The organism is Pseudoalteromonas sp. SMS1 (genome assembly GCF_021530565.1).
In the GTDB taxonomy this organism is placed as follows: Bacteria; Pseudomonadota; Gammaproteobacteria; order Enterobacterales; family Alteromonadaceae; genus Pseudoalteromonas.
This window is the reverse complement of record NZ_JAKGBI010000004.1, coordinates 157993-183500: the sequence shown is the minus strand read 5'-3', so window position 1 is coordinate 183500 and position 25508 is coordinate 157993. Positions and strand designations below refer to the sequence as shown.

At 43.5% G+C, this 25508-nt stretch carries 18 protein-coding genes; 7 read left to right on the top strand and 11 right to left on the bottom strand.

Translation table 11 applies throughout. The annotated features are described in order from the left end of the window. Positions 1 to 41 precede the first annotated feature (41 nt). Together L1286_RS06445 and L1286_RS06440 are read left to right on the top strand one after the other, a co-directional pair. Positions 42 to 677 carry a LysE family translocator gene (locus L1286_RS06445; protein WP_235406087.1) on the top strand — a complete coding sequence of 212 codons (636 nt, stop codon included), beginning with the start codon at positions 42 to 44 and terminating at the stop codon, positions 675 to 677. Between the two features lie 19 nt (positions 678 to 696). Continuing rightward, entirely contained in the window at positions 697 to 1209 is a 513-nt protein-coding gene (locus L1286_RS06440) for a GNAT family N-acetyltransferase (protein ID WP_235406086.1), read from the top strand. Between the two features lie 14 nt (positions 1210 to 1223). Here the strand turns inward: L1286_RS06440 and L1286_RS06435 are convergent, their stop codons facing one another. Both L1286_RS06435 and L1286_RS06430 read right to left on the bottom strand, forming a co-directional pair. Further along, complete coding sequence (locus L1286_RS06435; RefSeq protein WP_235406085.1) at positions 1224 to 1907, bottom strand: tRNA (adenine(22)-N(1))-methyltransferase; 684 nt, start codon at positions 1905 to 1907, stop codon at positions 1224 to 1226. 12 nt (positions 1908 to 1919) lie between these two features. Beyond that, complete coding sequence (locus L1286_RS06430) at positions 1920 to 2516, bottom strand: TetR/AcrR family transcriptional regulator (RefSeq protein ID WP_235406084.1); 597 nt, start codon at positions 2514 to 2516, stop codon at positions 1920 to 1922. A 190-nt stretch (positions 2517 to 2706) separates the two neighbouring features. Here L1286_RS06430 and L1286_RS06425 point away from each other — a divergent pair, with 190 nt between their 5' ends. From L1286_RS06425 to L1286_RS06415, 3 genes are all read left to right on the top strand, one after another. Continuing rightward, entirely contained in the window at positions 2707 to 3759 is a 1053-nt protein-coding gene (locus tag L1286_RS06425) for an MBL fold metallo-hydrolase (RefSeq protein WP_235406275.1), read from the top strand. A gap of 73 nt (positions 3760 to 3832) precedes the next feature. After that, complete coding sequence (locus L1286_RS06420; protein WP_235406083.1) at positions 3833 to 4195, top strand: nuclear transport factor 2 family protein; 363 nt, start codon at positions 3833 to 3835, stop codon at positions 4193 to 4195. Between the two features lie 85 nt (positions 4196 to 4280). Beyond that, positions 4281 to 4643 (top strand): hypothetical protein, encoded by a 363-nt coding sequence (locus L1286_RS06415; RefSeq protein ID WP_235406082.1) that lies wholly within the window; start codon positions 4281 to 4283, stop codon positions 4641 to 4643. A gap of 29 nt (positions 4644 to 4672) precedes the next feature. Here L1286_RS06415 and L1286_RS06410 read toward each other — a convergent pair whose 3' ends face one another. Further along, entirely contained in the window at positions 4673 to 5518 is an 846-nt protein-coding gene (locus L1286_RS06410) for an ADP-ribosylglycohydrolase family protein (protein WP_235406081.1), read from the bottom strand. Positions 5519 to 5981: 463 nt separating this feature from the next. Between L1286_RS06410 and L1286_RS06405 the strand changes: the two genes are divergently transcribed. Then, entirely contained in the window at positions 5982 to 6914 is a 933-nt protein-coding gene (locus tag L1286_RS06405; protein WP_235406080.1) for a glycerophosphodiester phosphodiesterase family protein, read from the top strand. 52 nt (positions 6915 to 6966) lie between these two features. On the opposite strand, the gene L1286_RS06400 is transcribed toward L1286_RS06405, so the two are convergent. Further along, positions 6967 to 8757, bottom strand: a complete 1791-nt coding sequence (locus L1286_RS06400) for a sulfite reductase subunit alpha (RefSeq protein ID WP_235406079.1) — start codon at positions 8755 to 8757, stop codon at positions 6967 to 6969. Between the two features lie 13 nt (positions 8758 to 8770). Then, positions 8771 to 14200 (bottom strand): glutamate synthase-related protein, encoded by a 5430-nt coding sequence (locus L1286_RS06395; RefSeq protein WP_235406078.1) that lies wholly within the window; start codon positions 14198 to 14200, stop codon positions 8771 to 8773. A 558-nt stretch (positions 14201 to 14758) separates the two neighbouring features. Here L1286_RS06395 and trpS point away from each other — a divergent pair. Continuing rightward, positions 14759 to 15757, top strand: a complete 999-nt coding sequence (gene trpS / locus L1286_RS06390; RefSeq protein ID WP_235406077.1) for a tryptophan--tRNA ligase — start codon at positions 14759 to 14761, stop codon at positions 15755 to 15757. An 87-nt stretch (positions 15758 to 15844) separates the two neighbouring features. Here trpS and vioE read toward each other — a convergent pair whose 3' ends face one another. From vioE to L1286_RS06360, 6 genes are all read right to left on the bottom strand, one after another. Next, on the bottom strand, positions 15845 to 16444 hold the full coding sequence (gene vioE, locus L1286_RS06385) for a violacein biosynthesis enzyme VioE (protein ID WP_235406076.1): 600 nt from the start codon (positions 16442 to 16444) through the stop codon (positions 15845 to 15847). A gap of 1 nt (position 16445) precedes the next feature. Beyond that, the gene (locus tag L1286_RS06380) at positions 16446 to 17582 is read right to left on the bottom strand and encodes a tryptophan hydroxylase (protein ID WP_235406075.1); all 1137 of its coding nucleotides are present in this window, start codon (positions 17580 to 17582) and stop codon (positions 16446 to 16448) included. Then, entirely contained in the window at positions 17582 to 18871 is a 1290-nt protein-coding gene (locus tag L1286_RS06375; protein ID WP_235406074.1) for an FAD-dependent oxidoreductase, read from the bottom strand. The genes L1286_RS06380 and L1286_RS06375 overlap by 1 nt, the downstream gene beginning before the upstream one ends. A gap of 2 nt (positions 18872 to 18873) precedes the next feature. After that, complete coding sequence (gene vioB, locus L1286_RS06370) at positions 18874 to 21909, bottom strand: iminophenyl-pyruvate dimer synthase VioB (RefSeq protein ID WP_235406073.1); 3036 nt, start codon at positions 21907 to 21909, stop codon at positions 18874 to 18876. Positions 21910 to 21962: 53 nt separating this feature from the next. Continuing rightward, positions 21963 to 23261: an FAD-dependent oxidoreductase gene (locus L1286_RS06365; RefSeq protein ID WP_235406072.1), complete on the bottom strand. Its 1299-nt coding sequence runs from the start codon at positions 23259 to 23261 to the stop codon at positions 21963 to 21965. A gap of 735 nt (positions 23262 to 23996) precedes the next feature. Then, complete coding sequence (locus L1286_RS06360; protein ID WP_235406071.1) at positions 23997 to 25382, bottom strand: MATE family efflux transporter; 1386 nt, start codon at positions 25380 to 25382, stop codon at positions 23997 to 23999. Between the last annotated feature and the right edge of the window lie 126 nt (positions 25383 to 25508).

Below are 25508 nucleotides of genomic sequence, written 5' to 3'. Positions count from 1 at the left end.
AGTATTGACGGTTTTTTAGTAAATAAAAGACCGAGGAGTGCATGATGCCTGAGCTTACAATACTGCCACTATTTCTAATTACGACCTTACTATTAGCCATTTCGCCAGGCCCAGATTTGGTGCTGATTTCAGCTTATTCATCGGGACAGGGGTTTATGTCTGGGGCACGCATTGCATTGGGTATTTTTCTTGCTGGTATCGTACAGACTTTGGCGGTGGCACTGGGGCTTGGTCAGCTGATGCAGCAATTTCCTCCGATCGTGACGGCGATAAAGTTATTAGGTGCTTTGTATTTAGCGTGGCTCGGTGCAATTATGCTTAAATCTTGGTGGGTGAATAAGAATGCCACAACGATTAATACCAATCACCATGAAAATATGAATCGAGGGCTCGTGTTGAAAGGTTTTCTCAATAACTTAATGAACCCGAAAGCGCTGTTGTTCTTCAGTGTGTTTTTAGTACAGTTTACTCAGGTAAATGCGTCTTTGACATCGCAAATTCTCATTCTAGGTGTTCTGCTAAGTACTGTTGTTTTGTCTGTTAATCTCATTTTTGCTATTTCATTTAGTAAGTTAGGTAAGGTGTTAGCGGGCAGGTTTCGATTGGGTCATCATTTTGATGGTGTACTCGGTGCTTTGTTTTTAGCGCTTGCTGCGAGACTTGCTATTTCGAAATAATCACGAGACAGGGGCGTAAATGACTCAATTAGCACACCTTGAAACTGAGCGATTACGCTTAGTTGCACCCACTACCGCGTGTTTAGATGCTTACTTACAGTTTTATACGAATGGTGAGTCATCCAAAATGTACGGTGGGCCGATAGAGCCTACGCAAGTTTTGGCAAGATTAAAGGCAGATCTTGGTTCGTGGTATTTACAAGGCTTTGGTGTATGGGTAATACAAGAAAAAACAACCGGCAAGTATGTTGGTACATGTGGTTTTTGGCAAGGCTATAATTGGCCTAGAGAATTAACCTGGTGGTTATTACCTGAGACACGTGGACTAGGCTATGCCAAAGAGGCGTCCATTGCTGCTATTAATTACGCGTATGACGAACTAGCGTTTGCGCACGTACGCACTTATATGAATGACGACAATGACGCTGCACGTAAATTGGTAGAGCGATTAGGTGGTGTTAAAACCGACAGAATATTGTTTCCTGACGGGTTATATCGAGACATTTATACTCTCAATAAAGTGAGCGCGTAAGCGCTCATCATTATTCATTTAATAGGTCTTAACTGAATATTTTGATAGGCCGCTAGGGTCTTTGTCACGTTTGCACTGCCTTGGCTAATTCGTAGATAGTGGTTAATTGTTTTATTCAAATAGTGTTTAGCTATTTCATACTCTTGTTTATTTCGATAACACCAAATACGCTCACCAACAGCATGGATTGAATACCCCTCTGTTTTATCGGTCGACACATGAATGAGTTCATAGCTGCGTTTGTTTTCATTAACCAACAGCTCATTTTTTAAGGTAAGTGATTGTGAGTGTAATGTTTGGCGCAATGTATATAAGTGATGCACTGGACAAAGAATAAAGTCGATAGGTGTATTTGGATTTTGACGCAGCATATTTTGTACAAAAGTACTACATAAATCCCCACCAACGCCTGCAATGATCACCAAATGCTTACCTGAATATTGTGAAAGCGGCAAAGCCGCGACATCTTGGCAATACGTTTGCCATTGTGCTTGTTTATGGGCATAAAACTGTGTGAGTTTTGCCTCTAATGCATCAATCAAGTGAGGCACGATGTCTACAAAATGGATTTTTGCGTCTAGATCTTTATCTAATAAGTTGGCGCCAAGCAGGCCATGATCACAGCAGCAATCCCAAATGTGCGCGTAGTCATTACTTACTAAATCGCTAATTTGCGCTAGGCGTTTCCCTAATTTCAATTGACCCCCTTATTAATCGACCTGATAGCGTGCCAAAAACGTGTCGACCGTTTGGTTGATCACAAATTCATGTGTCATATGAGGCTCTAACGCAAAACCATAAAGGCGCGGGTAAAAAATGAAAGACTTTAATTGAAATACAAATTGTTTTGCTGCGAAAGTAATATCTTCCACATTGACTGTGCCAGATGAATTGGCAGCGACAAGAAATGCTTCCAAATAACGCATACAGCCCACTTTAGTATTGTTCAAGTGCGCAGCCATATCAGGGTTTTGCAACAATTCTAAAAATGCAACACGGGCGATACGCAAAAAGGAGTCAGACGTCAGTAGTTGTGCCTCTGCCTTAGCAATTTCGATTAGCTGTGATCTAATACATTTATCGGGCGTGTAAACCAAGGTGCTGCCTTGTTCAACATGGGTCAGCATGTTTTCAATGACCGCGTACAAAAGAGCTTCTTTGCTATCAAAATGGTTATACACGGTGCGCTTTGATACCTCTGCGGTTTGTGCAACCAGATCCATACTGGTTTGTTGTGCGCCATTTTCAGAAAACAGCTGTTCAGCAGCTTGAATGATTTGCAGGCGTTTTTTCTCTGATAGCTTCATATGAACTCCTTACCAATGTGCGCGTAGTTTAGCGGAATTTTAAAAAACTTGCACTAGGTAGTTTACTTTTAATGTGGGATGTGAAAAACTGCACCGTGTAGTTTACTTTTTGTGGTGGCGTATGAGAGCTAGATACAAATTATCTTTACTGACAGCAGTGATATTTGGTTTAACAGTCGGAGGGTGTGCAATGGTTTCGAATTTAGACGCGCAAGTGAGCGAAGCAGGTTATAGTTCGACGCAGTATAAAAACGGCAAGTTTTATAATACTAATGAGGTCGAACAGCCAGGCTTGAAAAAGACGTTAGGTATTTTTTGGCGCTTTATTACAGAGCCTAAGCAAGATCCAATACCCAATATTCCGCTCCCTATGGTGCAACAAAGTCCAGATATGTTGGCACAACTTTCTGACGATCAAGTACATATGGTCAAGCTGGGTCACTCATCAGTGTTATTAAAGGTGTTTGGTGAATATTGGTTGCTAGATCCTGTATTTTCAAAGCGCGCGTCACCATTTAGTTTTGCTGGACCTGAGCGGTTTCACGAGGCCCCAATTTCGTTAAACGACTTACCGCCAATTGATAGAATTCTCATTTCTCACAATCACTATGATCACTTAGATAAAGAGAGCATTTTGTCACTTATGAACAAAACGAAAGAGATTTTTGTTCCCTTAGGTGTCGAAGGCGACCTCGAACAGTGGGGAGTTGATAGTAACAAGGTGAAAGTGTTTGATTGGTGGCAAGAGCATGGGGATAAAACCAGCCTAGTTGCATTTGTTCCCACTCAGCATTTTTCTGGCAGAGGTTTGGGTGATGGCAATAAAACGCTGTGGGGGTCGTGGGTCATTAAAGCGGCTGACCAAAGTATTTACTTTAGCGGTGACTCTGGTTATTTTGATGGCTTTAAAGAAATCGGCCGTCGCTATGGGCCTTTTAACTACACATTCATTGAAACTGGCGCCTATGACAAAGACTGGGCAGATATTCATATGACACCAGAGCAAAGCGTTCAAGCACACATTGATCTTAATGCAGAGGTGATGCTGCCAATACATAATGGAACTTTCGATTTGGCGTTTCACGCTTGGTATGAACCGTTAGAGCGTGTCACTACGGCGGCCGCGCAAAAAAATATCATTATTAACACACCCATAGTGGGCGAGGTGATCACCGCAGGCGAACCTCACAATAATGCTTTCTGGTGGAAATCCTTGATGTCGAAAGGGCTGGCGACACGTTAAAGCGGAACTTAACAGCTTCAATACATATGTATATAATTACGGTCCAACCACTCACAGCGTTTTTGGACTTAATATGTATACAGACATAGAACAAGCAACCATCGCCATCGTAGATAAACAACTCGACGCCTACAACAATCAAGATATCGATGCATTTGCGGCTACTTACAGTGATGATGTAGAAATCTATCAAGGGCAAAGCTTGGTATTTAAGGGAAAGGAAGCGCTTGTCGAACGCTATGGTAACAAGTTTGCGAGTTTGAGCTATTTGAACGCAACGTCTTTGACTCGTATGGTGCAAGGTCGCTTTTTAGTCGATCATGAGCTGGCTGAGTCATCAAAACAGCTCAGCAAAGAAATCGATCATAGTGTGACGGTGATAGCTGCGTATGAAGTCGAAAACGACCTAATCAAGCGTGTGACATTTATGGGTTAGCATTTCGAGAGCAGCTTACATTTGGGTTTACAGGTTATTTGATATTAATTATCATTATCAATAAATGTCGACCCAAAATTTCACTATGTTTGATACTGACTTAGAAGCGAAAGATGCGCAATTGCGGGCATTTCAAGATGCTAATGCAGAGTTTGCAGTGCATGCTATGATACTAAAGCACAGCCCAGCCAATATAGAGAACCTTGCTGCATACATCCGATCTGCCAAAAAGCTCATCGATATTTGTTTACGAGACGAAGACCGGCTTTTGGCAATCAATTTGCGGTTATGGGTGAGGCGAAACCTGGTGTTAAATCATGGTCGAGGCTCAGCTAATAAACGATTTCAAACAATGTGCGAAAAAGAACTCACCCTAATAGATAGGCATCTAGTCAAGGTGTTTAAACCATTTGGTAGAAACATTGTCCCTTTGCTTAGAAAAGTCTAATGGGCTCTCTAGGTGAGCCCGTCAAGATATTACTTATAGGTTAACGCTGTTGTGTGTAATTGCTTTGCGCGCGCGACTAAATAGTCTTTGCCGTAGTCATTGTTTTCCAGCTCATCATACAAAAAGCTTGGTAAATCGTTTTGATACGCGTCACTTGTACTCGCAATGCCAAGCGCACAGGCTGCGATAGTATCCACGTCTCCACCAAATTCCACAGACTGTGTGAGCAATGCAGAGTAGCTGTTTTCAGACAATAGAACCGTCAGTAAGGCACTGACTGTCTCGTAGCCGCAGCAAGCGACCTCGCCTTGCCAGTTGGTATTCCACTCAATGTCAGTATGGGACTGAACGAATTCGCCCAGTTGTGCTTTTGAACCTAATTTGTAATAAAAGTAATGGCTCGCGAGTGCGACTGCTTGTGAGGAGGCGATGCCTATTGGTGTGTCATGTGTAATTGAAGCTTGAATTTCAGCTTTTACAAGGACTTTTTCAACTGTTGGAAAAAGCCCGATGGGTACCGAGCGCATCGCTGCCCCATTGGCGGCGCTAGTGGGTTTAATTTTGGCTAAAAACTCATCTGCACCCGATATAGAATCTAAAAAAGCATAAAACCCTTTGGCGTAACCCAGTCGCTGATCTCGTTTAAAGCAATCGATAAATTTACGGGTGATGGTGTGCTTATCCCAAGCTTCGCCACTAATCATGAGTTCGGCCAGTGCAAGTGACATTTGCGTGTCGTCCGTGTAGTGCCCTGGCGCAATTCCAAGACCATGTTCGTGGTAGGCTGTGAGGTTGTTGAATCGATTTATTTTCTCTCTTTCAGCAAATTCAAAACCTGCGCCATACGCATCACCAATGGCAATTTCTAATAACATGTTAATTCCTCAAGATATAGCAGTAATGATCGACAAGGGGGTCAAATTGGTTTTCAACTTCACGCATCATAAGCACACTGGGCTCTCTTTAATTAGAGAGAATGCAAATGGTTTAACCGGATAAGACGGAACTCTATAGGCGACCTGTATGTTTCTTTTGCTCCTTGCTACAAGCACGTCGAATGTCTCCTAACCCAGAGCCACAATTCGTCACGTTCTCTGAGTAGTAAAGGTAAGTCATAAAGCTCAAACTATAAAATAAGTGCAGTTTTTTCCCTTAGCCACCTTTTTTCATGTTTACGAATGCATGTTTAGCATGTAGGTACGTCAAATGAAAGACTAAACTTTACTCGGATAAGTAGATGCTTACATATTTCTCTCTCGAATGTGTAAGCTGGCGATTCCTTAAATTTACGGGCTTTGATAAAATGCCGAGCTTAAAGGCTTATTTTTGAGGAGTTTCATGAAGCACTGGGCTGTACGTATTTCTGTCTTAATACTTATCATACTAATTGCAAGACAACCTGATATAGAACTCGACCATCCAGGAAAAATCATATCATATAAGGGACTAGTACAACCAACTAACTACAGAGGCGCGACAAATACCACGTGTACTGCAGATAGAATTACTGAAGTGAAACACCCCTATATTGAAAACACGCTCCCAGCGATTGAACATGCATTTGATTTGGGGGCAGATACTGTGCACCTAAACATCCACGTGACGGCAGATAAACAATTAGCCGTGTTTCATGATTGGACATTGGATTGTCGCACTAACAGCAAAGGCATTACATCTGAGCAGTCAATGGAGTACCTAAAAACATTGGATGCAGGATATGGGTACCGTATTGGTGAACAAGCGGAGTATCCTTTCAGAGGTCAGGGCATTGGTTTGATCCCATCACTTGATGAAGTTTTGACGCGTTTTCCAGAGCAATCATTTTTGCTCAATATGAAAACGGCTGGCCCAGAGGCCATTGAAGTATTGGGCGCTTATTTAAAAGCGCTAAGTTCGGAGCAAAGAAACCGTTTGAGTTTTATTGGTATACAGAGCATTTCAGAGGCCATCGCGGAAGAGTTTCCAACGCAAATGACGTATTCAAAAGAAGTTGGCAAACGTTGCTTAGTTAAATATATATTCATTGGTTGGTCACGCTATTATCCTGGCTCATGTGCAAATACCACCTTGGTTATTCCAGAACAGTTTGGGCGTATTTTATGGGGCTGGCCAGATCAGTTTGCTGCAAGGGCGCAACAAAACGGCAGTGAAGTCTATCTTTATCAAAAGTCTCAACCTTACTCGAAAGAAACAGACCTTAGAGAGCACGGCATTGGTTTATTTACGGGTGATATGGTGGGGCTGGCAGAACAGAAAAATACCTTGCAATGAGATTAATTTCGCCAGTTGCCAAACAGGTATAACCCTGTTTGGCAACTGCGTGTTAATAAACATCCCTAACGTAGCGCTTTTGCTTTTTCAGGCGCGCGATGTACTCTTGAGCTTGCGCTGAACTCATACTGCCATGTTGTTCAATGATATCATGGAGAGCTTTGTCGACATCTTTTGCCATCCGAAATGCGTCACCACAAACATAGACATATGCGCCTCGCTCTAACCATGTGAATAAAGCTTGACCTTGTGCTCGCATCTTATCTTGTACATATATTTTGTCTTTTTGATCTCTTGAAAATGCGAGGTCTAAACGGGTCAATGTGCCATTTTCTTGCATTTGTTCAAGCTCTTGCTGATACAAGAAATCATTAGCTTTTGTTCTATCCCCAAAAAACAGCCAATTGTCGCCGTCGGCCTTCGTTGCAATACGTTCTTCCAGAAAGCCCCTAAATGGAGCAATCCCTGTACCCGGCCCAATCATAATGATCGGTGACGATGGGTCGTGTGGCACGCTAAAGTGTTTGTTTGGTGCAAAGTAACACTTAATCTTGCTTTTTGAGTCAATTAAGTCAGCTAAAAAGGTCGAGCATACGCCATGGTGTGCACGATCTGCCTGATGATATCTGACACTAGCAACGGTAAGATGCACTTCGTTGGGGTGTTGCTTTATGCTCGAGGAGATAGAATAAGCGCGTGGTGCTAGTGGCTTTGCCAATCTAATAAAATCACTGGCTGTAAAGGCATGTGGTGCATAGCGCTTGAGTATATCTACGCAATCTAACCCCCACAAAAAGTCGGTAAGTGCTGCGGTGCCTTCTTCTACATGCGCAATAAAGCTCTGATCACCGCTGCGTGTAGCGGCCTCGGCAATGAATTCTTTACTTGGAATACGTATTTCTAAATCTTCCGTAAATATCTTTTGGAGTGTTTGAGTGTGTCCATCATATTGCTCATGTTGCTCTTTTCTAGCACCGAGCAAGCTGATCAGCTCCTCAACTAATTCAGGCCGATTAAGCGGCAGCAAATTAATGGCATCGCCAGCTTCATATGTTTCACCTGAGCTTAACAGTGACAGTTCATAGTGACACGTTTCTTTGTCTGAATCGGGATTATTCAAAGTGAATTTACGGATCAGCTGTGCCTCGAAGGGATTATCTCTGTTGTATTTAGGCTTGGCTTTTTTATTGGTCGCCGGCGTGGGTGCTGGCATGACTTCATGACCGCCATGACTGCCTTTTTGTGCGATAGTTGGCAGGGTTTCCGCTATCCACTCTTGGGCGAGTGATTCATATGCGACGTCACAATCAACTCGGTTCGCAACGCGCGTGGCACCGAGCGCTTCCAACCGTTCATCCCATTGAATGCCAGCTAAACAGAAGTCATCATAATTGGTATCGCCTAGTGCGAGTACGGAAAAGTAGGTATTTTCAAATCTAGGTGCTGCGTCCGATGCGATGCTATCCCAAAGTGCTTGGGCATTGTCGGGCATTTCTCCTTCGCCATAGGTGCTGGTAACCACCAACAGTCGTTCACTTTGGCATAATTGATCAAGTTCGACGTCATCCATATCTTGTACTTGTGGCGTTAGACCATGGTTTTTGGCAATTTCTGCAACTTCCTCAGCAACGCCCTCAGCATTCCCTGTTTGCGAACCATAGATAATAGTGAGCGGTTTGATTTGCTGTGTGGTTGAGCTGGTCGTGGTAACGTGTTCCTCTTTTACCAGCAAACGAGTATGTAAACCTGCTAAAAATCCCCCCAGCCATTGTCTTTGGTCGTCATTGAAGGGGATATCTTGCGGTAAAAAAGGGACTTTTTTGTTACTTTTTAGTTGTTCCATGATGTTCTCCTACTTACACTGCTGTTTTAACGGCTTCTGACAGCACGTGACAATAATGCGTGGCGAGCAACTCCTCGAGGTCGCGGTATTGCTCAAGCGTTGATTTAACTTTCTGATCTCTGTCTATGATCCAAACACTGGTCCCTAGTGCGTGAGTGTCCCAAACCTCGCGGAGCGATAGCGCATCTTTGTAGTCTTGAACTCGCTTTTGGGCAACTAAACAGCTGAGTGCTTCGTCACCGTAGCTTGCAAGTGCCTCTTTGGCGTCTTTGGCCAATGTGTCCCCAAGTTTGTAATCTAGCGTATCAAATAAATATTGCGCGGTAACTTCCGTAAACCCCTGATTATGTTGCTTTTGAGTAAGCTGCTGTGCACGGTGGAGCATGCCAGCATTGATAATGTACTGATAGATCAGTGTCGAGTCCCTCTCTCCATATTGAGGTAACTGTCCTTGAAACAAACAAACATTTGACTGTTGATAGGCTGTATAAGCGTTTTTGATAGACTTCATGGACTTTTCTCCCCATGAGACGGCTAACTCTTCAAGCATGGCGCGTCTATCAAGTTGCTTAGCGATGTTTTCAGCACAATGATATTGATAGAGTGCGTTAGGTATTAGGACATAAAAGTGCTGCCTAGCTTGCTGCCAATTATCTAACAATTGGTGTGCTAACGATGATTGAGTGGCATCAATATGGTCTTTTAGGTGCTGCAACAAGACCGATTCTTGGCCTGAGCACAAGGCATTTTGAGTTGAAATGGGTGTAGCAGTAACCGAGTCTTGCGAACATTGCTCGAGTATTTGACCTGTTGGGTCATATTGGTAAGCAGTCCCTCCACTCATGCCGTTGCCAAACCCTTTTCCATAACCGCCCAAATTGATAATGGCGCCATTGGTCATATACTCACAGCAGAAATCTCCAACGCCTTCGATGACGGCGACCGCGCCTGAGTTTCTCACCCCAAATCGGTCACCCCCTTGGCCATGTACATAAAGCTGCCCACCCGTTGCACCAAAAAGCGCAAAATTACCGATCAGAACATCTTCAGTGAGCGGGGGACCGTCACTTGTTATGATGATAGTGCCACCGCTGGCTCCTTTGCCAACGCCATCATTACAAGCTCCTACATGGTGAAGCCGCATCCCAGAATTGTTAAATGCGCCATAGCTTTGACCCGCAGAGCCACGAGTATTGATTTGTAAACTGCACGGTTTGAGAATGACCCGACCATTACTGAGCTTCATAATTGCGGGATGAGACTCAATCTGAGTAGGGCTCATTTGATAGTTGAGTATGCGCTCAATATCAATCGCCAACTGACCCGCGACAGTTTTATTACAATTATTCAGTGTGCGAGGGGGGATTTCTAGCTCGTATCTCTCAGCGTCAAATAAATGCGTTTTGATCTGCTTGAGCCACTCATCATCAGGTGTAAAATTCGCCTCTAAGTAGACCGGGTTAGTGATGGAGATAGACGTAGCCGGTTTCAGCATCGCTGTCATGTCCAATTTGCCAACCATGGCAGGGTGAGAGACGAGGTGCAGTAGATCTGAGCGGCCACGGATGTCAGATAAAGAAGTAAAGCCTATTTCAGCAAGCAACTCACGGACTTCGTGCGCGACATTCATAAAATACTGTGCCAGTGCTCTTGGGTCTCCCCTATAAACTTCAGGGTTTGTTGTGAGGCCAGCCGGGCATTTTAAGTTACAGTTTTTAGCCATAACACATTTGAGCATCATGAGTGCTGTCGTTCCAAATTCAAATGAATCCCCACCCAACATGGCTGATTTTATGACATCCCAACCAGTCTGGTGCGCGTTCGAGCAACGCAATGTAATTTTATCTCGCAAGCCATTTTCGCTTAAAGCCTGATGGACTTCTGCTATCCCAATATCAGCGGCTCGTCCAGTGTGTTTTAGGCTGGTGACCTGTGCAGCACCGGTGCCGCCAGTATTACCCGCCACGTTAATAACGTCAGCACCAGCTTTGGCAACGCCTACTGCGATGGTACCAATTCCCTCAGAGGAAACGAGCTTAACGATAACTCGCACTCGAGCTGCTTTTGCGTCATGAATGAGCTGCCCTAAATCTTCAATGGAATAGGTGTCATGATGTGGAGGAGGGGAAACCAGCTCGACGCCAGGCGTGCCTCCTCGCGCTGCTGCAATCACTACATTGACTTTAGGTGCAGGCAGCTGACCCCCTTCACCAGGTTTTGCCCCTTGGCCGATCTTTATTTCAATTTCTTCAAGTGCAGGGTCAGCAAGGTAGCCTGTCCAAACCCCAAATCTACCTGACGCAAACTGCTTAATTTTACTGGCCTTAACGGTATTATAACGTCGCGAATTTTCACCGCCTTCACCTGAGTTACTCATCGCGCCGGCAATGTTGGTACCTTGTGCAACCGCCTCATGTGCTTTTTCAACAAGTGCACCATGGCTCATGGCGCCTGATGCGAAGGTCGCTGTAATTTCATGCGCAGGTTGTACTTGTGACAGCGCAATAGGATCACGTGCAGTAACAAGCCTTGAGCATAGAATGTCGAGCGTTGAATTGGTGCGTGTTTCAATGAGTATCTTGTCTAAAGTGGGTACTACTTCGTACACTTCTTCGCGATACAGCGCAGTCAGTGCTTGAGCCAATTGTTTATGAACGCTATCGGACTTAGAGTGATGACAAAGCAACCACTTTTGCTCCGAGATTGGCTCAACACTTAACCCCCTAATATGTACGCTTGCTGATCCCGCAGCGTCAATGTAAGAGAGCGCTTGCATAAATGCTTGTGCATTGTGTAGCTCAGTAAAATCAGCCGGTAGTGCTAGTACATCTCGTAATGCCGCGGGTCTGTGATAACGCTCATGTAGTAAATTTTTACTGAATTCTCTATAAGCTTGGGTGATCTTGAATTGATCAATTTGTTCCGGTGCCCTTGCTTCAAAGCCTAAGTCTTTATAGCCCTCATCTAGAGGCAATATCACACCAGTATCTCGAGATTCGAGCTGAGACTCATCAACATACTGTATGCGCTCTTCCGTCATGTTAATGTATTCACGTACTGCGGTCGTACCAAAACTATGCCCTGCGCCTTGAGCGCGTTCTTTGAATAAGCCAAGGACGGGAATTTGATCTTCAGCTTGCACTTCAAAAACCTTTTTGTGCCAGTTAACTGCACTTTGAGCAATATCCTTAAATCTCGCGCCACCTACGGGAGAGTGAATATTAGGGAAAATGGCTTTAAGGAGAGGATCATGAGTGTCGATAAAATTAGCTTCAAAAAACTCTCCGCCGATGTAGCTCTCCACAGTACACAAGCCAAACTTGCCCATGGTTTTCATCAGTGCTTTTTCCGCTGCTTTTTGATATCGATTTAAAGCCTGTATAACGTCGGCTTCTTGTTGATATAGTTCGACAGCGCGATTGTATACGGTAATTGGGCAAACCGCAGATGCGCCGAAGCCGAGTAAACAGGCGATATCATGCGTACTGGCAGCTTGTCCGGTATGGCAGATTACGCTGGTATTAAATCTGAGCCCTTCAGCAATAAGCTTTTGGTTGATGCTTGCAACCGCAAGTAGTGCAGGAATAGCGGCTTGCTGATGGCTGATTTGTTGATCACTGAGTACGATGATGTCACAGCCCGAATTGGCAAGTTGTTGAGCTTGGCTAGCCAACGTTTTCAGTGCATCTAATAACTGAGGCTGATGATCCGATTGGCTCACATCGACATTGAACAGCATTGATAATGTTTCAACTCTGAGCGTGGGTTGGGCGGTGATTTTTGTCAGCTCATTAGGCTTTAAAATCGGAGAGTTGAGTACAATTTGACGATGACTCGATGGACTAATGTTCGGTTTTGGCCCAAGTGCTACCCTGAGCGTCATGCCGTCTGCTTCGCGTATGCTGTCCAATGGGGGGTTGGTGACTTGCGCAAAGCGTTGACTAAAATATCGAGAAACACCGCCTTCTTCGCGAGTAAGTACATTGGGCGCTAAACCATAGCCCATGGCTGAGATTTTTTCCGATCCTTCCTGCAACATTGGGTCCAGCATAAATTTAAAACTTTCCTGATTCATGCTATATGCCACATGCTGTGCGGTGATACTCAGTTGCTCGTTTTTACCAATGCTTTGCAAAGACACTGGCGGTAATTCAGCCAGTGTGACACGTGCTTGTCGAAGCAAGCTAGGGTAGTCATGTTGTGTGGCTAACTCTTCCAAGATTTGGCGTGTATATTTGATTTGTTTCGTGTCATGATCGAACACAATCATTCCACCAGCTTCGATACGACCACGGCGGATAATATCTGAAGTATTAAAGTCGATTTGGCCAGCTTCACTCATTACGGCCAGAAAATCAGTCGTTTCAACACTTCTCAGCGGCCTCAAGCCAAGCCTATCCAACCGCGCGCCCACTTTGACACCATCACCAAATATAAATGCCGCTGGGCCGTCATTTTTCTCTTCATATAAAGAGAAATACTCCAGCATCGATTTGACTGATGGAGGTAGGCTTTCGTCGTTTTCCCAAGCAGGAGGCATCATTGCGAGTGCGGCGACATCAATCGGCATTTGATCTTCAATCACTCGGCGAGCTAAGGTTTGATCGAGTCTCGCGGAATCAGATTGTCCAGCCGGAAATATCAAACGCTTATTTTTGTATTTAGCAATGGCATTTTCGCTCAGTCTGTTTTTACGGTCAGTGTTAAGCTCACCATTGTGCGCCATGCGCCTGAATGGTTGAGCAAACATGGGGTTTGGTGCCGTGTTCGTTGAAAAACGAGTATGGAAAAAGAGGGTATGTATTTGTTGGTCAGGGTCACTGAGGTCATTAAAGTAGGGGATGATCTCCCAGCTGTTCAATCTGCCTTTTAATACTTGTGTTCTGGCGCTCATCGACAGAGGGTATAGCCCTGCAAATTGTGGCTGAGTAAAGGCATGCATCTCGATTTCTTCCAGTGCGTGATGTATCAGTTCCTCAAAGGTGTCTTGATCAGCAACATGATTGGGGCGCAAGAAAATAATCTGTTTGATGGGTAACTGGGCTCGCTGACTAGCCATATTGATAGCTGTAGGCGCAGTTTCTATTGTACGTACCGTGACGACAGAGAGTGCAAATGCGGCCAGTTTTTCCAAGACAAGCGACATAGCCTGTTCATGATTACTGGGGTCGGTTGGCATGAAAAAATTGGCAACCCCAAACTCTCCAAGCAAGAGGTTTGGCAGCGCAGTGACTTTTCTAAAAAATGTGAGAGATAAATCAATATTGACACCAGCACCATCGCCAATTCCTTCAGCATTCATGCCGCCTCTATGCGGTATTCTACACAGTGCCTGATGTGCGTGTTTAATCAGTTGATGAGTTGGTAAGCTTTGCTTGTGGGTGATAAAACCAACTCCACAGCTCGACTTATCTAGGTCTCTATCGAATAAATATCGTTTCATAGTGTACCCAATTCAGTAAAACGGGTGTGCCCACTGTGTGCCTTGTCGACACGGTGAGCTACACATTTTTTAAGCAGGCCTTTCAACTTATCTTTTTGTGAATTTATATGCAAATGATAAATATTTGTATTCAAGTTTTGTGCGTTAATTTGGCGTTCTCAAGCTTGGGTGTAGTATTTTACTCTAGTTTATGTTGTTGTTTTGTAATTGGTATTTTTGTTTTTTCTTGGTGTTAAATTTTGATTGAATAAATTTCATGCGGATGAATTTCTATCATTTTTGTAATGTGAAGTGAATGCACCTTTTGTATTTTTCATTTTAATCGCAATGCGCTGTTATACGATGGTCTTAGTGTGAAAATTAGACTTGATGGATATAAAAGGCTATGTTAATTTCTGTTTGTTATGACTATTTTATCAAATTATTTACACATCACTTTTTCTTGGTGGCGCTCTAATTAGAGCGGCGCTTGAATGCATGTGTTCAACTGCTGCCGGAAGGGTAATAGTTGACACAGCATCTGTCTCTTTCGGTAGCAAACTAAACAAGGAGACAGCAATGAAACATACCATTCTTACCGGTGACAGGCCGACAGGACCTTTACATTTAGGCCACTACGTCGGTTCTTTAAAACATCGAATTTCATTACAATCACAGCACAACCAGACGATTTTAATTGCGGATATGCAAGGGCTTACCGACAATGGCCACAATCCTCAGAAGGTGGCTGACAATATTTTTAATGTCATGGCAGATTACTTAGCTGTTGGTATTGACCCTGATGAGACCACGATTTGTCTACAATCAGCGCTACCTGCTCTGGCTGAGCTCAGTATGTTTTATGCCAACCTAGTAAGCGTGTCTCGATTGGAGCGAAACCCGACCGTTAAAGCGGAAATCGCCAGTAAGAATTTTGGTGCATCCATCCCTGCCGGGTTCTTAAGCTACCCAATCAGTCAAGCCGCTGACATAACTGCATTTGACGCGACGCTAGTACCCGTAGGTGAAGATCAGCTGCCTATGTTAGAACTTACGAATGAAATTGTGCGTAAGCTCAATAGTGTTGCTCAGCAGCAAGTCTTGGTGGAGGCCAAGCCATTGTTGAGTGATGTCTCACGGCTCCCTGGGGTTGATGGTAAAGCTAAAATGTCCAAATCACTCGGTAACGTAATCACTTTTGGGAGCAGTGATGATGAAATTGTTAAAGCGGTACGCGCAATGTATACCGATCCGAACCATATTCGTGTTGAGGATCCGGGACAAGTTGAAGGCAATGTGGTTTTTACCTATCTAGATGCATTTCATGAAGACAAAGCGTATGTCTCGGCATTGAAAGCGCACTATCGTCGTGGCGGTCTCGGAGACAGCAAACTGAAGGGGATCTTAGCAGATTGTTTGATAAATCTTATTATGCCTATTCGTGTGAAGCGAGCAATGTATTTATCTGACTTAGCCCAATTACAGCAAATTTTAAAGGCGGGGACGCAAAAAGCAAATCAACAGTCGCAACAGGTATTGAGTCGCGTAAAAGCAGCGTTTGGATTAACGGTGTTTTGAAAGGCTGACTGTGATGTAATGTGACCAGCCACAACACCTATATATGTTGTGACTGGCACGCCTCATTCCCAATGCTACTTGGTATTTTTACCCTTGCTTTAAGGGGTCATGCTTAAAGAGTTCAGGGTCAATTTCTCTAGTGTTGAAGTTAGGGAAATCTCTCACAGACGCCATGACATTGGGGTCGCCTGTCACCATCCTCAGCAACTCGTTCGTACCTGCTTTTAAATAATATGTTGCAGGGCCTTTACTCTTTGGTCTTTGAAAATGCCAAATATCAGCTGTAAAGCCCAAAACATCACATGTGCCTTGATATTGCGCATTGCATTTTTGTAGTACATCCTGCATTAAAATTAACTCATGACATGGGTCAATTTCATCATTTAACACATTGCCTGAGAACTCACTTTGTTTATCCATGTGCTCACGTGAGTAGGCAACTTTTGATTTAAAAGACTCATTGGTGCCTGGGTACATAATTTCTGACATCCACAGTCTGTGACCCGTTTTTTCTTCACTCCATGGGTTAAATAAGCCGTCTATGCGACATACATTTTTACTGTAATCAAACCAGCAGTAGCCTGATGTGATATGGTCTTCAGGCTGCATCGGTGACCAGTAAGAAATGTAACTGCTGCTCCATTGTAAAGGCAAAATGGGCGGGGTTATTTCTTTGTTTAGATCCATGTTACTTTTCTCCACGATCTAATGCTCTTTCTAGCGCCTGGCCAAGTGCTGCTGGCAATGGAGGCAATTGACCGCGTCGTTCAGCAAAGCCTTGTGCAACTTCGCCAGTTGATAAATGCATGCGATCTTCAACTGATTCAAACCATAAACGGCTGACTGTTGCATGCTGATCAAACAGCTGCATGATAGGCATAACGTGCTGATTAAAGTCCGCAAGTGCTGCCGACACATTATCCGGGTTATCATAAACAGCCTTTACAAGGATCTGTGCACCTACAACCGCCATCGTTGTGCCATGACCAATCGAGAAGTGCCCAGACTGCAGAGCGTCACCTAATAGAGCGACATTGCCATCAAATGCTTTCTCATGGCTTAATGTCATGAAGTTACGCCATTTTAATCCTTCTTGTGCGATAACCGCTTTACCTTCTAATTCATCTTCGAATACTGAAGCAATAAAGCGTTCTGCGTCTTCTGTCGTCATTTCATCTAAGCCAGACTTTTGATAAGTTTCTTCACTACACTCGACCACAAAGGTACTCATCTTACTTGAGTATTTATAAGAGTGTGCAACAAACACCCCTTTAGAATGGGCTTTGAAGATCAAGTTCATGGCATCAAAAGTTTTTGTTGTGCCGTACCACATGTAACGATTCTTGCCGAATTCTACTTTAGGTTTCAGTGCGTCACGATAGTAAGTCGTTGTGTGATTTAAGCCATTCGATACAACCACTAAATCATAGTCATTACAGGTGAGCTCAGCGTCACTGAGCACAGGTTGTTCATACTCAATGTTTATGCCCAAACCGATACACATTTGACGTAGCTCTCTGACCATTGATTTACGTTCAGCGCCACAAAGAGTGACACCCGTACTTTTCATCGCACTTTGGTTGTGGTGAGTCAGTTTAAAGTCTTCTAGATACTGCGCGTCTAAAATCTCATGGTTCTCTAAATAAGAGAGTGGGTTAGCTGGATGGTGTGGTGCGCGTCCTGGTAAGACAACGCCCCAACCGACGACATTATCATCTGGGTGGTTTTTTTCGATAATTTTAATATCCCACTCAGGTTTCAGTTTTTTTGTTTCGCTCGCAAACATTAGGCCAGAAGGGCCTGCACCAATCACTAAAATCTTCATTAATTCATTCTCCCTATTTTGTACCAAACATTTTGCTTTTCTTGCTTGTCTCTTAACTCACTGTAACGCATTGAAGTAAAATATAATTTTTCTGCCATATCTGGTGGATAATGGTCTGGGAACTTTTGGTTCATGTAGCGTGCAAAGCGCGCGCGCATAAAGAAAATAGGATCTGAACAACTGAGTACTTCGTAATTTGCTCGTGCCATATCTTGCATTGCATCGGCTTCTTTTTTACGTTGCTCCGTAAATTCTTGGAGAACCTTCTCAAAATCGTCACCATATTGAGCGAATAGTTGGTCTAGAACAAAAGCGTCTTCCAGTGCCATATTCATCCCTTGACCAAGGAAAGGAGCAGTAGCATGGGCTGAATCACCAATGAGTAGGGCAGTGTGCTTGTAATGGAAAGTTGAAGAACGGACATTGATCAAATCATTGCTCGGTTTAACCATAAACTGCTCAAACATATCTTGGCGAATATCCTCTGGCACCATGGGGTAGTACTGATCGAAAAATGCTTTCATTGCCGTTCTATCATCACTGTGCAAGCTCACTTGGCCGGTATAAGGTAAGCAAACGGCAAAGCTGATACTGCCATCAGGGATCGTGGCTGCGCGTCCTGCAAATTGGCCACCTGAGTCCATGCCAAAGAAATACAGTAAGTCTTTGCGTAAACCAACTCTTGACGCATCTGGCACGACTAGTGTTTTGTAACCATGTTTGAAAAATGACTGGTGGAACTCAAAGCGTCGACAGTGTGACTGCATAGCTTCGCGCAAACATGAGCGCGCGCCATCGGCACCGATAAGCAAGTCACCTTTGTGAGTGATAAAGTTACCTTCGCCATCTTTAGTCATCAAACTGCAGCCATCTAGGTCCACTTCTATACACCGTTGATCGTAGTGATAATGGACACCTGCTTGCTCAGCATATTTGTTGAGAAGTACCTGAAATGCACTGCGGCTGAGCGACAGTGGTTTAAGCTTGTCAAGTGGCGGAAGCTCCCGTGTTTTAGGCTCACCCTTAATGAAAAACGACATGCCCGACACTTCAACGCCACACGCTTGTAACTCAGCCAATGGAATACCCGCAGCAACGACCGCTTCTATCCCTCTAACCGTCATGCTTACACCAATAGCACGTGAGCTGACTTGGTCAATATAATCTGCTTGGCTCAGCAAAGGATTACCGCGTTTTTCTATAATGTGAACTTCATATCCGCGTTTTGCTAAGTAAATGGCTGTTAAGCCACCGGCTAAACCGCCGCCAATGACAATTATCTTCTTCATATTTACGCTTCCCTTGAAAGTTTGCCAGTTGCGATTTCGTGCATCTGATTTTGAAAAAACTCTAATAACTCAATTTGTGTTTGCGGTGGCATGGCAGACACCATATTTTTAGCCATGCTAACCAACTCTTCGCATCGCCGAGATATGGCCATGCATCCTTGTTCTAAATCGTCGAAGACGTCTGCTGAGATAGCCTCTGGTACTGGCGGGCCGGCATTACGTCCAGGTATACCTGACGGGAGACTCATTAATTGTACGGACAGTGGTCTTAAAATCCCCGTCATCAAATCAATGGCACCATTCATTAATCGTGAGCGACGCATACTACCAAGTGGTTTGACAGCAAAATGTTGCATCATTAGCTGAAACATTAGCTCGTGGCAGCCTTTGTAAAAGGCCATAAGCTCCTTAGCTTCAGGATCTGTGACGAGATTGCAGCCATTGCGTGCTTCAAAAACAGGGTTTTTCAACACCGGATACGCGGGCTCAAAGGGGATATCACTGTTGGTCAGGGTCTTTGAAATGGTGCGCAGCCGATTGAAATGACTCACTTCAAATTGTTCTGAATCTGCAGATACTCCTTCGCCTTGTTCGGTGACAAAATTAATTGCAAAAATCGCCGTTTCTCTGTCATACACTTCGAATTGGTAGCCAGGGTATTCGCGGTTGATTATTTCGTTGAGAAATAAGTGGTGTTCGCCGCCTAAATTCACTTTCTCAGCTGAGAATAGATCTGGCAACTCCTTAATGGCCAAAGTAATGTCGTGATAAAAATCGGCGATTGACTTACCCACTGTTGGAAAAAACGCAGGCCATTCAAAGCGCACGAATTTTGCAATGACATGCTCAGAAAATGGTTCGAATGAAAACTCTGTATCAAGGCCAAATTTGTCTTTTGCGGCTTCGCCGAGCACGGGCTGTCCAGGATAAAATGCTTCGCCTAATGCCATCAAAAGATTGTTGACGACCAAATAATGGATCATTTCTTCGTGAGCAATTTCGAGTAAAGCACCACGCCAGCCACTATTACGGCGTCTGTCTTCGGTACCATTGACAAGCTCCAATTGGGCTTGGGTCCACCTTTGCGTGCTAACGAAGTGTTCACCGACACCATAGTTGGGTAAAGAGTAGGCACTGTATAAGTACTGAAGCATAATTGAGAGCTCCAGATCCACAGCATCTCGCAGAGCTTTTATCAGTTGCGACTTGTTTTTAATATTTCCCTTAGCGTGAAATTGTGGCGCCTGAGGCGGCAGGACTTTCGGCATCGCTGATTGTTCAACGTTGCAAAGGTATTTCAGAAATAGCTGAGCATGGGCTTGTGGCATTTCTCGCGTGCTTGGCATGTAGTAACTTTTGTCTCGATTACGCGGATCGCACATTTGCCACATCAGTCGAGCATAGGTCTCACATTTGCACTTGTCAGCCATGCTGAAGACGGCCTCAGTCATGAAGGGGTAGAAGAGCTCGTAGTATGCCATGACGTGCTTATACAAGTAGTCGTAATCAACTTGTTCTGTAGGCGTATCCATTAATTCCCAGTCACTGGGTAACACACGTACTAAAACAGGATTGTGATACTCCCCTAAAAACAACTCGGTGCTACCGGGTTTAAGGCTTTCAATGGTCAGGGTGCCTCTACCATCGAGATCGGTGTTGATATACTGGTCGCAGCTAAGTGTATGACTATCTCGAACATGCGATGCCAATTTTGTTATTGCCATTGGTTTACCATGAAAATAGCTGCGTATAGACACAGCAACAGTGCTTTTCTCACCTTTTAGGTGGTTTGGGCTTTCCATCGAAAAAATATGCTTTTCAGCTTGAATGTGCCAGTCACTTTCGTACCAGGTATGCATTGCGGAACAAAGCCGCAAAGATTGCAAATGATACTGTTCATCAAGTTGCTGTAGAGGAATATCAATCACACCTGAATTTACGTCATTGTTGAGATAGTCTTGTTCAGTGATGGTTGCGATGATTTGTCCATTGTTCGACTTTAAGTACAGATTACCCAGGTTGACCTTAGCGCTCAGCTTAGGTGGCATGCCATTACTGACTGGCAGCGCCTCCTCATAATTATTATGTGGAATACCGATGGCGGCATTCAGGCTTAGCCAGTCTTCGCCAATAGAAATTGCGATAGGGGCATACTGCTCGCTATTGTCCGGCCGTAAGATTCGACCCGTGGGAGAGGTCATCATATCCTCGTTACGCCATAGGCCGATTGTGCCATGTAGGTCACAAAATACGGGCATATTGGGGGCAACTGGAGGTGATAAGTTACTCACACAATATTGTACAGTTAGACCGAGTACATCAGGGTCAGCCAGTGCTTCTTTTAACGTATCGAGGAGCGCGGATTCTAGGCCTAATTGATTAAATAAAAACGCATCGCTGTCTTTTCTGATTGAAAATTGAAAGAGCCTCGCTTCACTCATTTCTTCATACATAAAGTGAGAAACGGGCTGAACGATGTAACTTTTATTCATCCATCGAACGCCATGTGTGCAATCGATATCTGCGGACAATATATGTGTTGTGTTCGCAGAAGCCTTAGGATCTGTAATGGTTAGTTGACCGGCGTAAATGAGCGCAGAGTCTCGTCTCGTAGGGTCACTATCCACCCATCGTGCACGATTAAAAGAAGTCCTAAGGTATTCGTTGTAATGTCCCCATAGGGAGAGTTTACTTCCAACTAATTTATCATTAGTAATGTATTCACCAGGTTTAAGTTGAACGCTGGTAATCAGTGTATTTTCCCAACTAAAATGGTTATTGCCTCGCATGTTGTATCCCGCTGCGAGGTTAAACGGTCCGGATTCATCCGCTATTCCTTGCGCATTAAACTTTGGCTCCATTTCATTGAGGTAGTCATGAAATCGGGATGGTGGCTGTGACACGTCGTAAGGGGCACCATCCATGATCGCCATGTTGTTCGTAATATCCAAGGTATTGTTGATATTACGATTCGCTGTTGGGACATTAACACGGGCAATCCCTTTAAAATGAACTCGGGGAAAATCGAGAATACTCATTTTTTTCAAACTTCCTAGTTACTTTTCTTTAGTCTGTACTGAATTGATGACAATTAAACGTGTGCCAATTCTTCAATTCTTTGTTGTTGTGGTTGCTCTATTTCCAGTCTATCCAACAAGGTTTGAGCCGCGCTTCTCCCGGCCATAATGCCACCTTCCATCCAGCCACAATGTGGTGTGTAGGCATCACTAGCAGAGATAATATGTGACTTTTTATGGATTAACGTCATTGGGTGATTGGGACAACACTCTTGTGAAAATTCAACGCCATGAGTCCAATGCTTGTAAGTATGTGTCAGGGGATCTGGCAATTGACTTTCATGACAACGCAATGCTTCTGCCATGAGTGTTTTAACGGTACTGAGGTAATGTGCTTCTCCGCGTAACGTTGTATCTCGCCAAAAGTCTGCGTAGTCGCTGTCGGTATAAAAAAATACATACCGATTGTCCTTGAAATACAATTTGCGCATAGGGTTATTAGTAATAACAACATGGTCTGCTAAATCTAACTCTTGCCACCAAGGCGTATCAAAAAACAAAAAGCCTTTAAAAAGAGGAATAGAACCGTAGGTATAATCACTCCAATCATGGGGGAAACCGCAGTTCAACTTTTTCATAGCGGTTGGTGGAAAGGTTAAGATCATCTCCCCCTCGGATATCGTCAGCTCAGATTGACCGTCTTTGATAAGCCTTAGAGAGGGTTTGGAGTGATTGGTATCTATACTGGCTAACTCATATCCGAAATGGAATTCAACGCCATGCGCTAGCGCTTCTTCATATAGTCCCTCTGTGAGTGCCGAAAAGCCCTCTTTTAAATTAAACCATTCGTACCCTGCATTTTCAGAAAAGCCCTGAATTTCAGGATGCTTCTCTATGATGTCAAAAGCGATATGGGGAGATATATTAGGCAAAGATAGCGAATCATATCCAAGTGCATTTATCATTTCTCTCGCTTGATGCCTGCCCACATAAATCGTCAAAAACTCTTCAAAAGAGTCATTAGGGTGCTCATCACACAGAGGTTTCAAATTCTTTAAAATGCTCTTTAAACTTTTATGCAATGCTTGAGGACGCTTTAGTTGTGTAAAAGGGAATGTTTCATATTGCAAGTTCAAAGATGTGACTTGCTCCTTGACATTGTGGTGGAGCTGGGAGGAAAAGCGGCCAGCGCCAAGGTCTACAAAGTGATCATTGACTTTAACTGCATGTGCACGACCGCCGACTCGTTTTTTGTGTTCATAAACCTTGATTGAACTGTTTTTGCATGCTTTTGATTTTGCTAAAGTAAGCGCGCAAATAATGCCTGATATTCCAGCACCTATGATCGAGATTGTGTTTTCTCTAATCGCCATGTTCCATATTTCCTTGAGTTTTCCTAAAAACTTATAGCTTTAAATGAAACTTCATTAATAATTAACATTAATTAAATATCAAATGTCACTTTTAAGCCGGTTTATTCACTGGTTCACGATGAAATTAAATTCGTATTCCCTAAAATCAATCGATTACGATAATTCAAACCCGCAGTATGCGTTTTATTAAATGATACCACTGTTGTTCCTTATAATTAACATAGATCAGCTAAATGTTATTAAAATAATGATATTTTCGGTCTGAAATAAATCTTTAATTGTTTTTATTATTGCAATATGTGCATTTACTCTATTGCAGATTTTTATTTAGTTTTATTTTTGCGAATAAATAAGTGTGCACAGAAGGTGATAGAAGGATGAATTTTTGTTTTCAATTTAGGGATAAATATGTATGAAATGTGGAGGGGGAATTTCATCGCATTACACACCTGCTCATAAAGCGCGCATAAAAAAACGGATAGTTCTTTAGGGCTATTGACTAAGACTATGAAATAGCGGCATTAATGGCTTAAAACACGGGTTTTTAAGGGGGGATGAGCTTTTTATTAGAGAAACAGGAAATTGAGAAAAATTCTATGTGAAAGATTGCACTTTTAACGAGAGTTTGATTTGGGTTTGTACCGGTTACCTAGAGTAGAAAAACAATAGGTAGCCCGGTATTTGTTTAATTGCAACGTAAAAAGTAAGATGAATTTTTTATAACTTCACCCTCTTTTAGTTCTTTTTTATTAGCTTTTCCAAAGTTAAAATTGAAAAGGTGAGTGCGAAAAGGCCGCCAATGACGTCTGCAATGGGAAAAGACCACCACAATGCCTCTGAACCGTACAGTTTTGGCAGAACAGCCATTAGCGGTAAAAGTAATACATAAGTGCGGGCAGCATCTAACATAGTTGCTGGGATAGCTTTGCCCATTCCTTGAAACAATCCACTCGACATCATGCAGAATCCTGCAGTGGTAAACCCTGCAAAGGCGATCAATGCGATGTCTTTCCCTAAATTTGTAACTTGAATATCGTTAGTAAATAGCGCTATTAGCCAATGTGCATTGAAAGAAAGTATGAAGGTCACGATAAGGCCCCATACTGTACTGATAAGGCAGGCAACCAGATAGGCTTTTTTCACCCGTTTAAATTCACCCGCACCATAGTTGAAGCCAGCTAGCGTTTGTAACGCGACCATCATGCCGATGATGGGCAAGAATAGAAACATGTAACAACGGACCAAAATACCATGTGCTGTGATTAAAGGCTCGGAGTTTTGGGCAAAAACCGTAGAGATCGAGTAAACCGTGACTGCTAAGATCACCGAAAAACCACCGTGAGACAGTAGCACAGGTAGACCTAAGCTCAACATGTTTAAATGTACATGGATTGGACTAAGTAGCTTGTCGCGTTGAAACTTGACTGCACTTTCACCTTTTAATTGCAGCTGTATGGCTATTACCAGTGCAACACTCAGCGCGCAAATTGTAGCCCAAGCCGCACCAGCAACGCCCCACTCAAATACGAATATAAAGAGTGCATCTAGTAAAATATTTAAAATAGATGCAGTGGAAAGCACTTGCATCATTGCTTTGGGATTACCTGATGCTCTAAACCCCTCGGTTATTTGGTTGCAAATAAATCCCACTACCCAAAACATCACAATAGGCGTGATGTAGCTGGTCGCTTGCGCTTGCAAAGAGCTAGGTACTGCAAGCAGACTAAAAATACTATCGAGGTTGATATAGGTTATTGTGCATAACACGGCAGCACAGGCAATTGCGAGCATAAATGACGCAGAAAATACCTCATTGGCATCATTTTGACGTTTTGCGCCTAAATACCTCGAGACCAGAGAGGCCATGCCACTACCCAGCATGGTACTAATTGCAATAAGTATCATTTGAATTGGAAAAACTGCGGATACTGCGCCCATAGCCTGTGCGCCAATGCCTTGGGATATAAACAGCGCATCGACAAAGGTATATAGTCCATTTATGACCATACCCAAAATTGTGGGTATTGCCAGAAAGCAAAATTGTTTAAAGATAGGTCCAGTGAGCAAAGGGGAGTGTGATTGCTCCTCTGGTGCGCTCAATTCTGCTGTGGTCGTACTCATGATTGTTCCTTGTAATCTGAAATTTTAGCTGGGGGTAGTTTACTGAAAAATTGTTTCTTAAGGTTAAATTTATGTTTTAAATTTTTAATATTATGTTTTTTTGAGATTCGTTATCTCAGCGCTTTT

Bases quoted from the DNA above. Each gene is read 5' to 3' on its own strand.
- L1286_RS06445 (WP_235406087.1), top strand. From the start codon at position 42: ATGATGCCTGAGCTTACAATACTGCCACTATTTCTAATTACGACCTTA.
- L1286_RS06440 (WP_235406086.1), top strand. From the start codon at position 697: ATGACTCAATTAGCACACCTTGAAACTGAGCGATTACGCTTAGTTGCA.
- L1286_RS06430 (WP_235406084.1), bottom strand. From the start codon at position 2,516: ATGAAGCTATCAGAGAAAAAACGCCTGCAAATCATTCAAGCTGCTGAA.
- L1286_RS06425 (WP_235406275.1), top strand. From the start codon at position 2,707: ATGGTTTCGAATTTAGACGCGCAAGTGAGCGAAGCAGGTTATAGTTCG.
- L1286_RS06420 (WP_235406083.1), top strand. From the start codon at position 3,833: ATGTATACAGACATAGAACAAGCAACCATCGCCATCGTAGATAAACAA.
- L1286_RS06415 (WP_235406082.1), top strand. From the start codon at position 4,281: ATGTTTGATACTGACTTAGAAGCGAAAGATGCGCAATTGCGGGCATTT.
- L1286_RS06410 (WP_235406081.1), bottom strand. From the start codon at position 5,518: ATGTTATTAGAAATTGCCATTGGTGATGCGTATGGCGCAGGTTTTGAA.
- L1286_RS06405 (WP_235406080.1), top strand. From the start codon at position 5,982: ATGAAGCACTGGGCTGTACGTATTTCTGTCTTAATACTTATCATACTA.
- L1286_RS06400 (WP_235406079.1), bottom strand. From the start codon at position 8,757: ATGGAACAACTAAAAAGTAACAAAAAAGTCCCTTTTTTACCGCAAGAT.
- L1286_RS06395 (WP_235406078.1), bottom strand. From the start codon at position 14,200: ATGAAACGATATTTATTCGATAGAGACCTAGATAAGTCGAGCTGTGGA.
- trpS (WP_235406077.1), top strand. From the start codon at position 14,759: ATGAAACATACCATTCTTACCGGTGACAGGCCGACAGGACCTTTACAT.
- vioE (WP_235406076.1), bottom strand. From the start codon at position 16,444: ATGGATCTAAACAAAGAAATAACCCCGCCCATTTTGCCTTTACAATGG.
- L1286_RS06380 (WP_235406075.1), bottom strand. From the start codon at position 17,582: ATGAAGATTTTAGTGATTGGTGCAGGCCCTTCTGGCCTAATGTTTGCG.
- L1286_RS06375 (WP_235406074.1), bottom strand. From the start codon at position 18,871: ATGAAGAAGATAATTGTCATTGGCGGCGGTTTAGCCGGTGGCTTAACA.
- vioB (WP_235406073.1), bottom strand. From the start codon at position 21,909: ATGAGTATTCTCGATTTTCCCCGAGTTCATTTTAAAGGGATTGCCCGT.
- L1286_RS06365 (WP_235406072.1), bottom strand. From the start codon at position 23,261: ATGGCGATTAGAGAAAACACAATCTCGATCATAGGTGCTGGAATATCA.
- L1286_RS06360 (WP_235406071.1), bottom strand. From the start codon at position 25,382: ATGAGTACGACCACAGCAGAATTGAGCGCACCAGAGGAGCAATCACAC.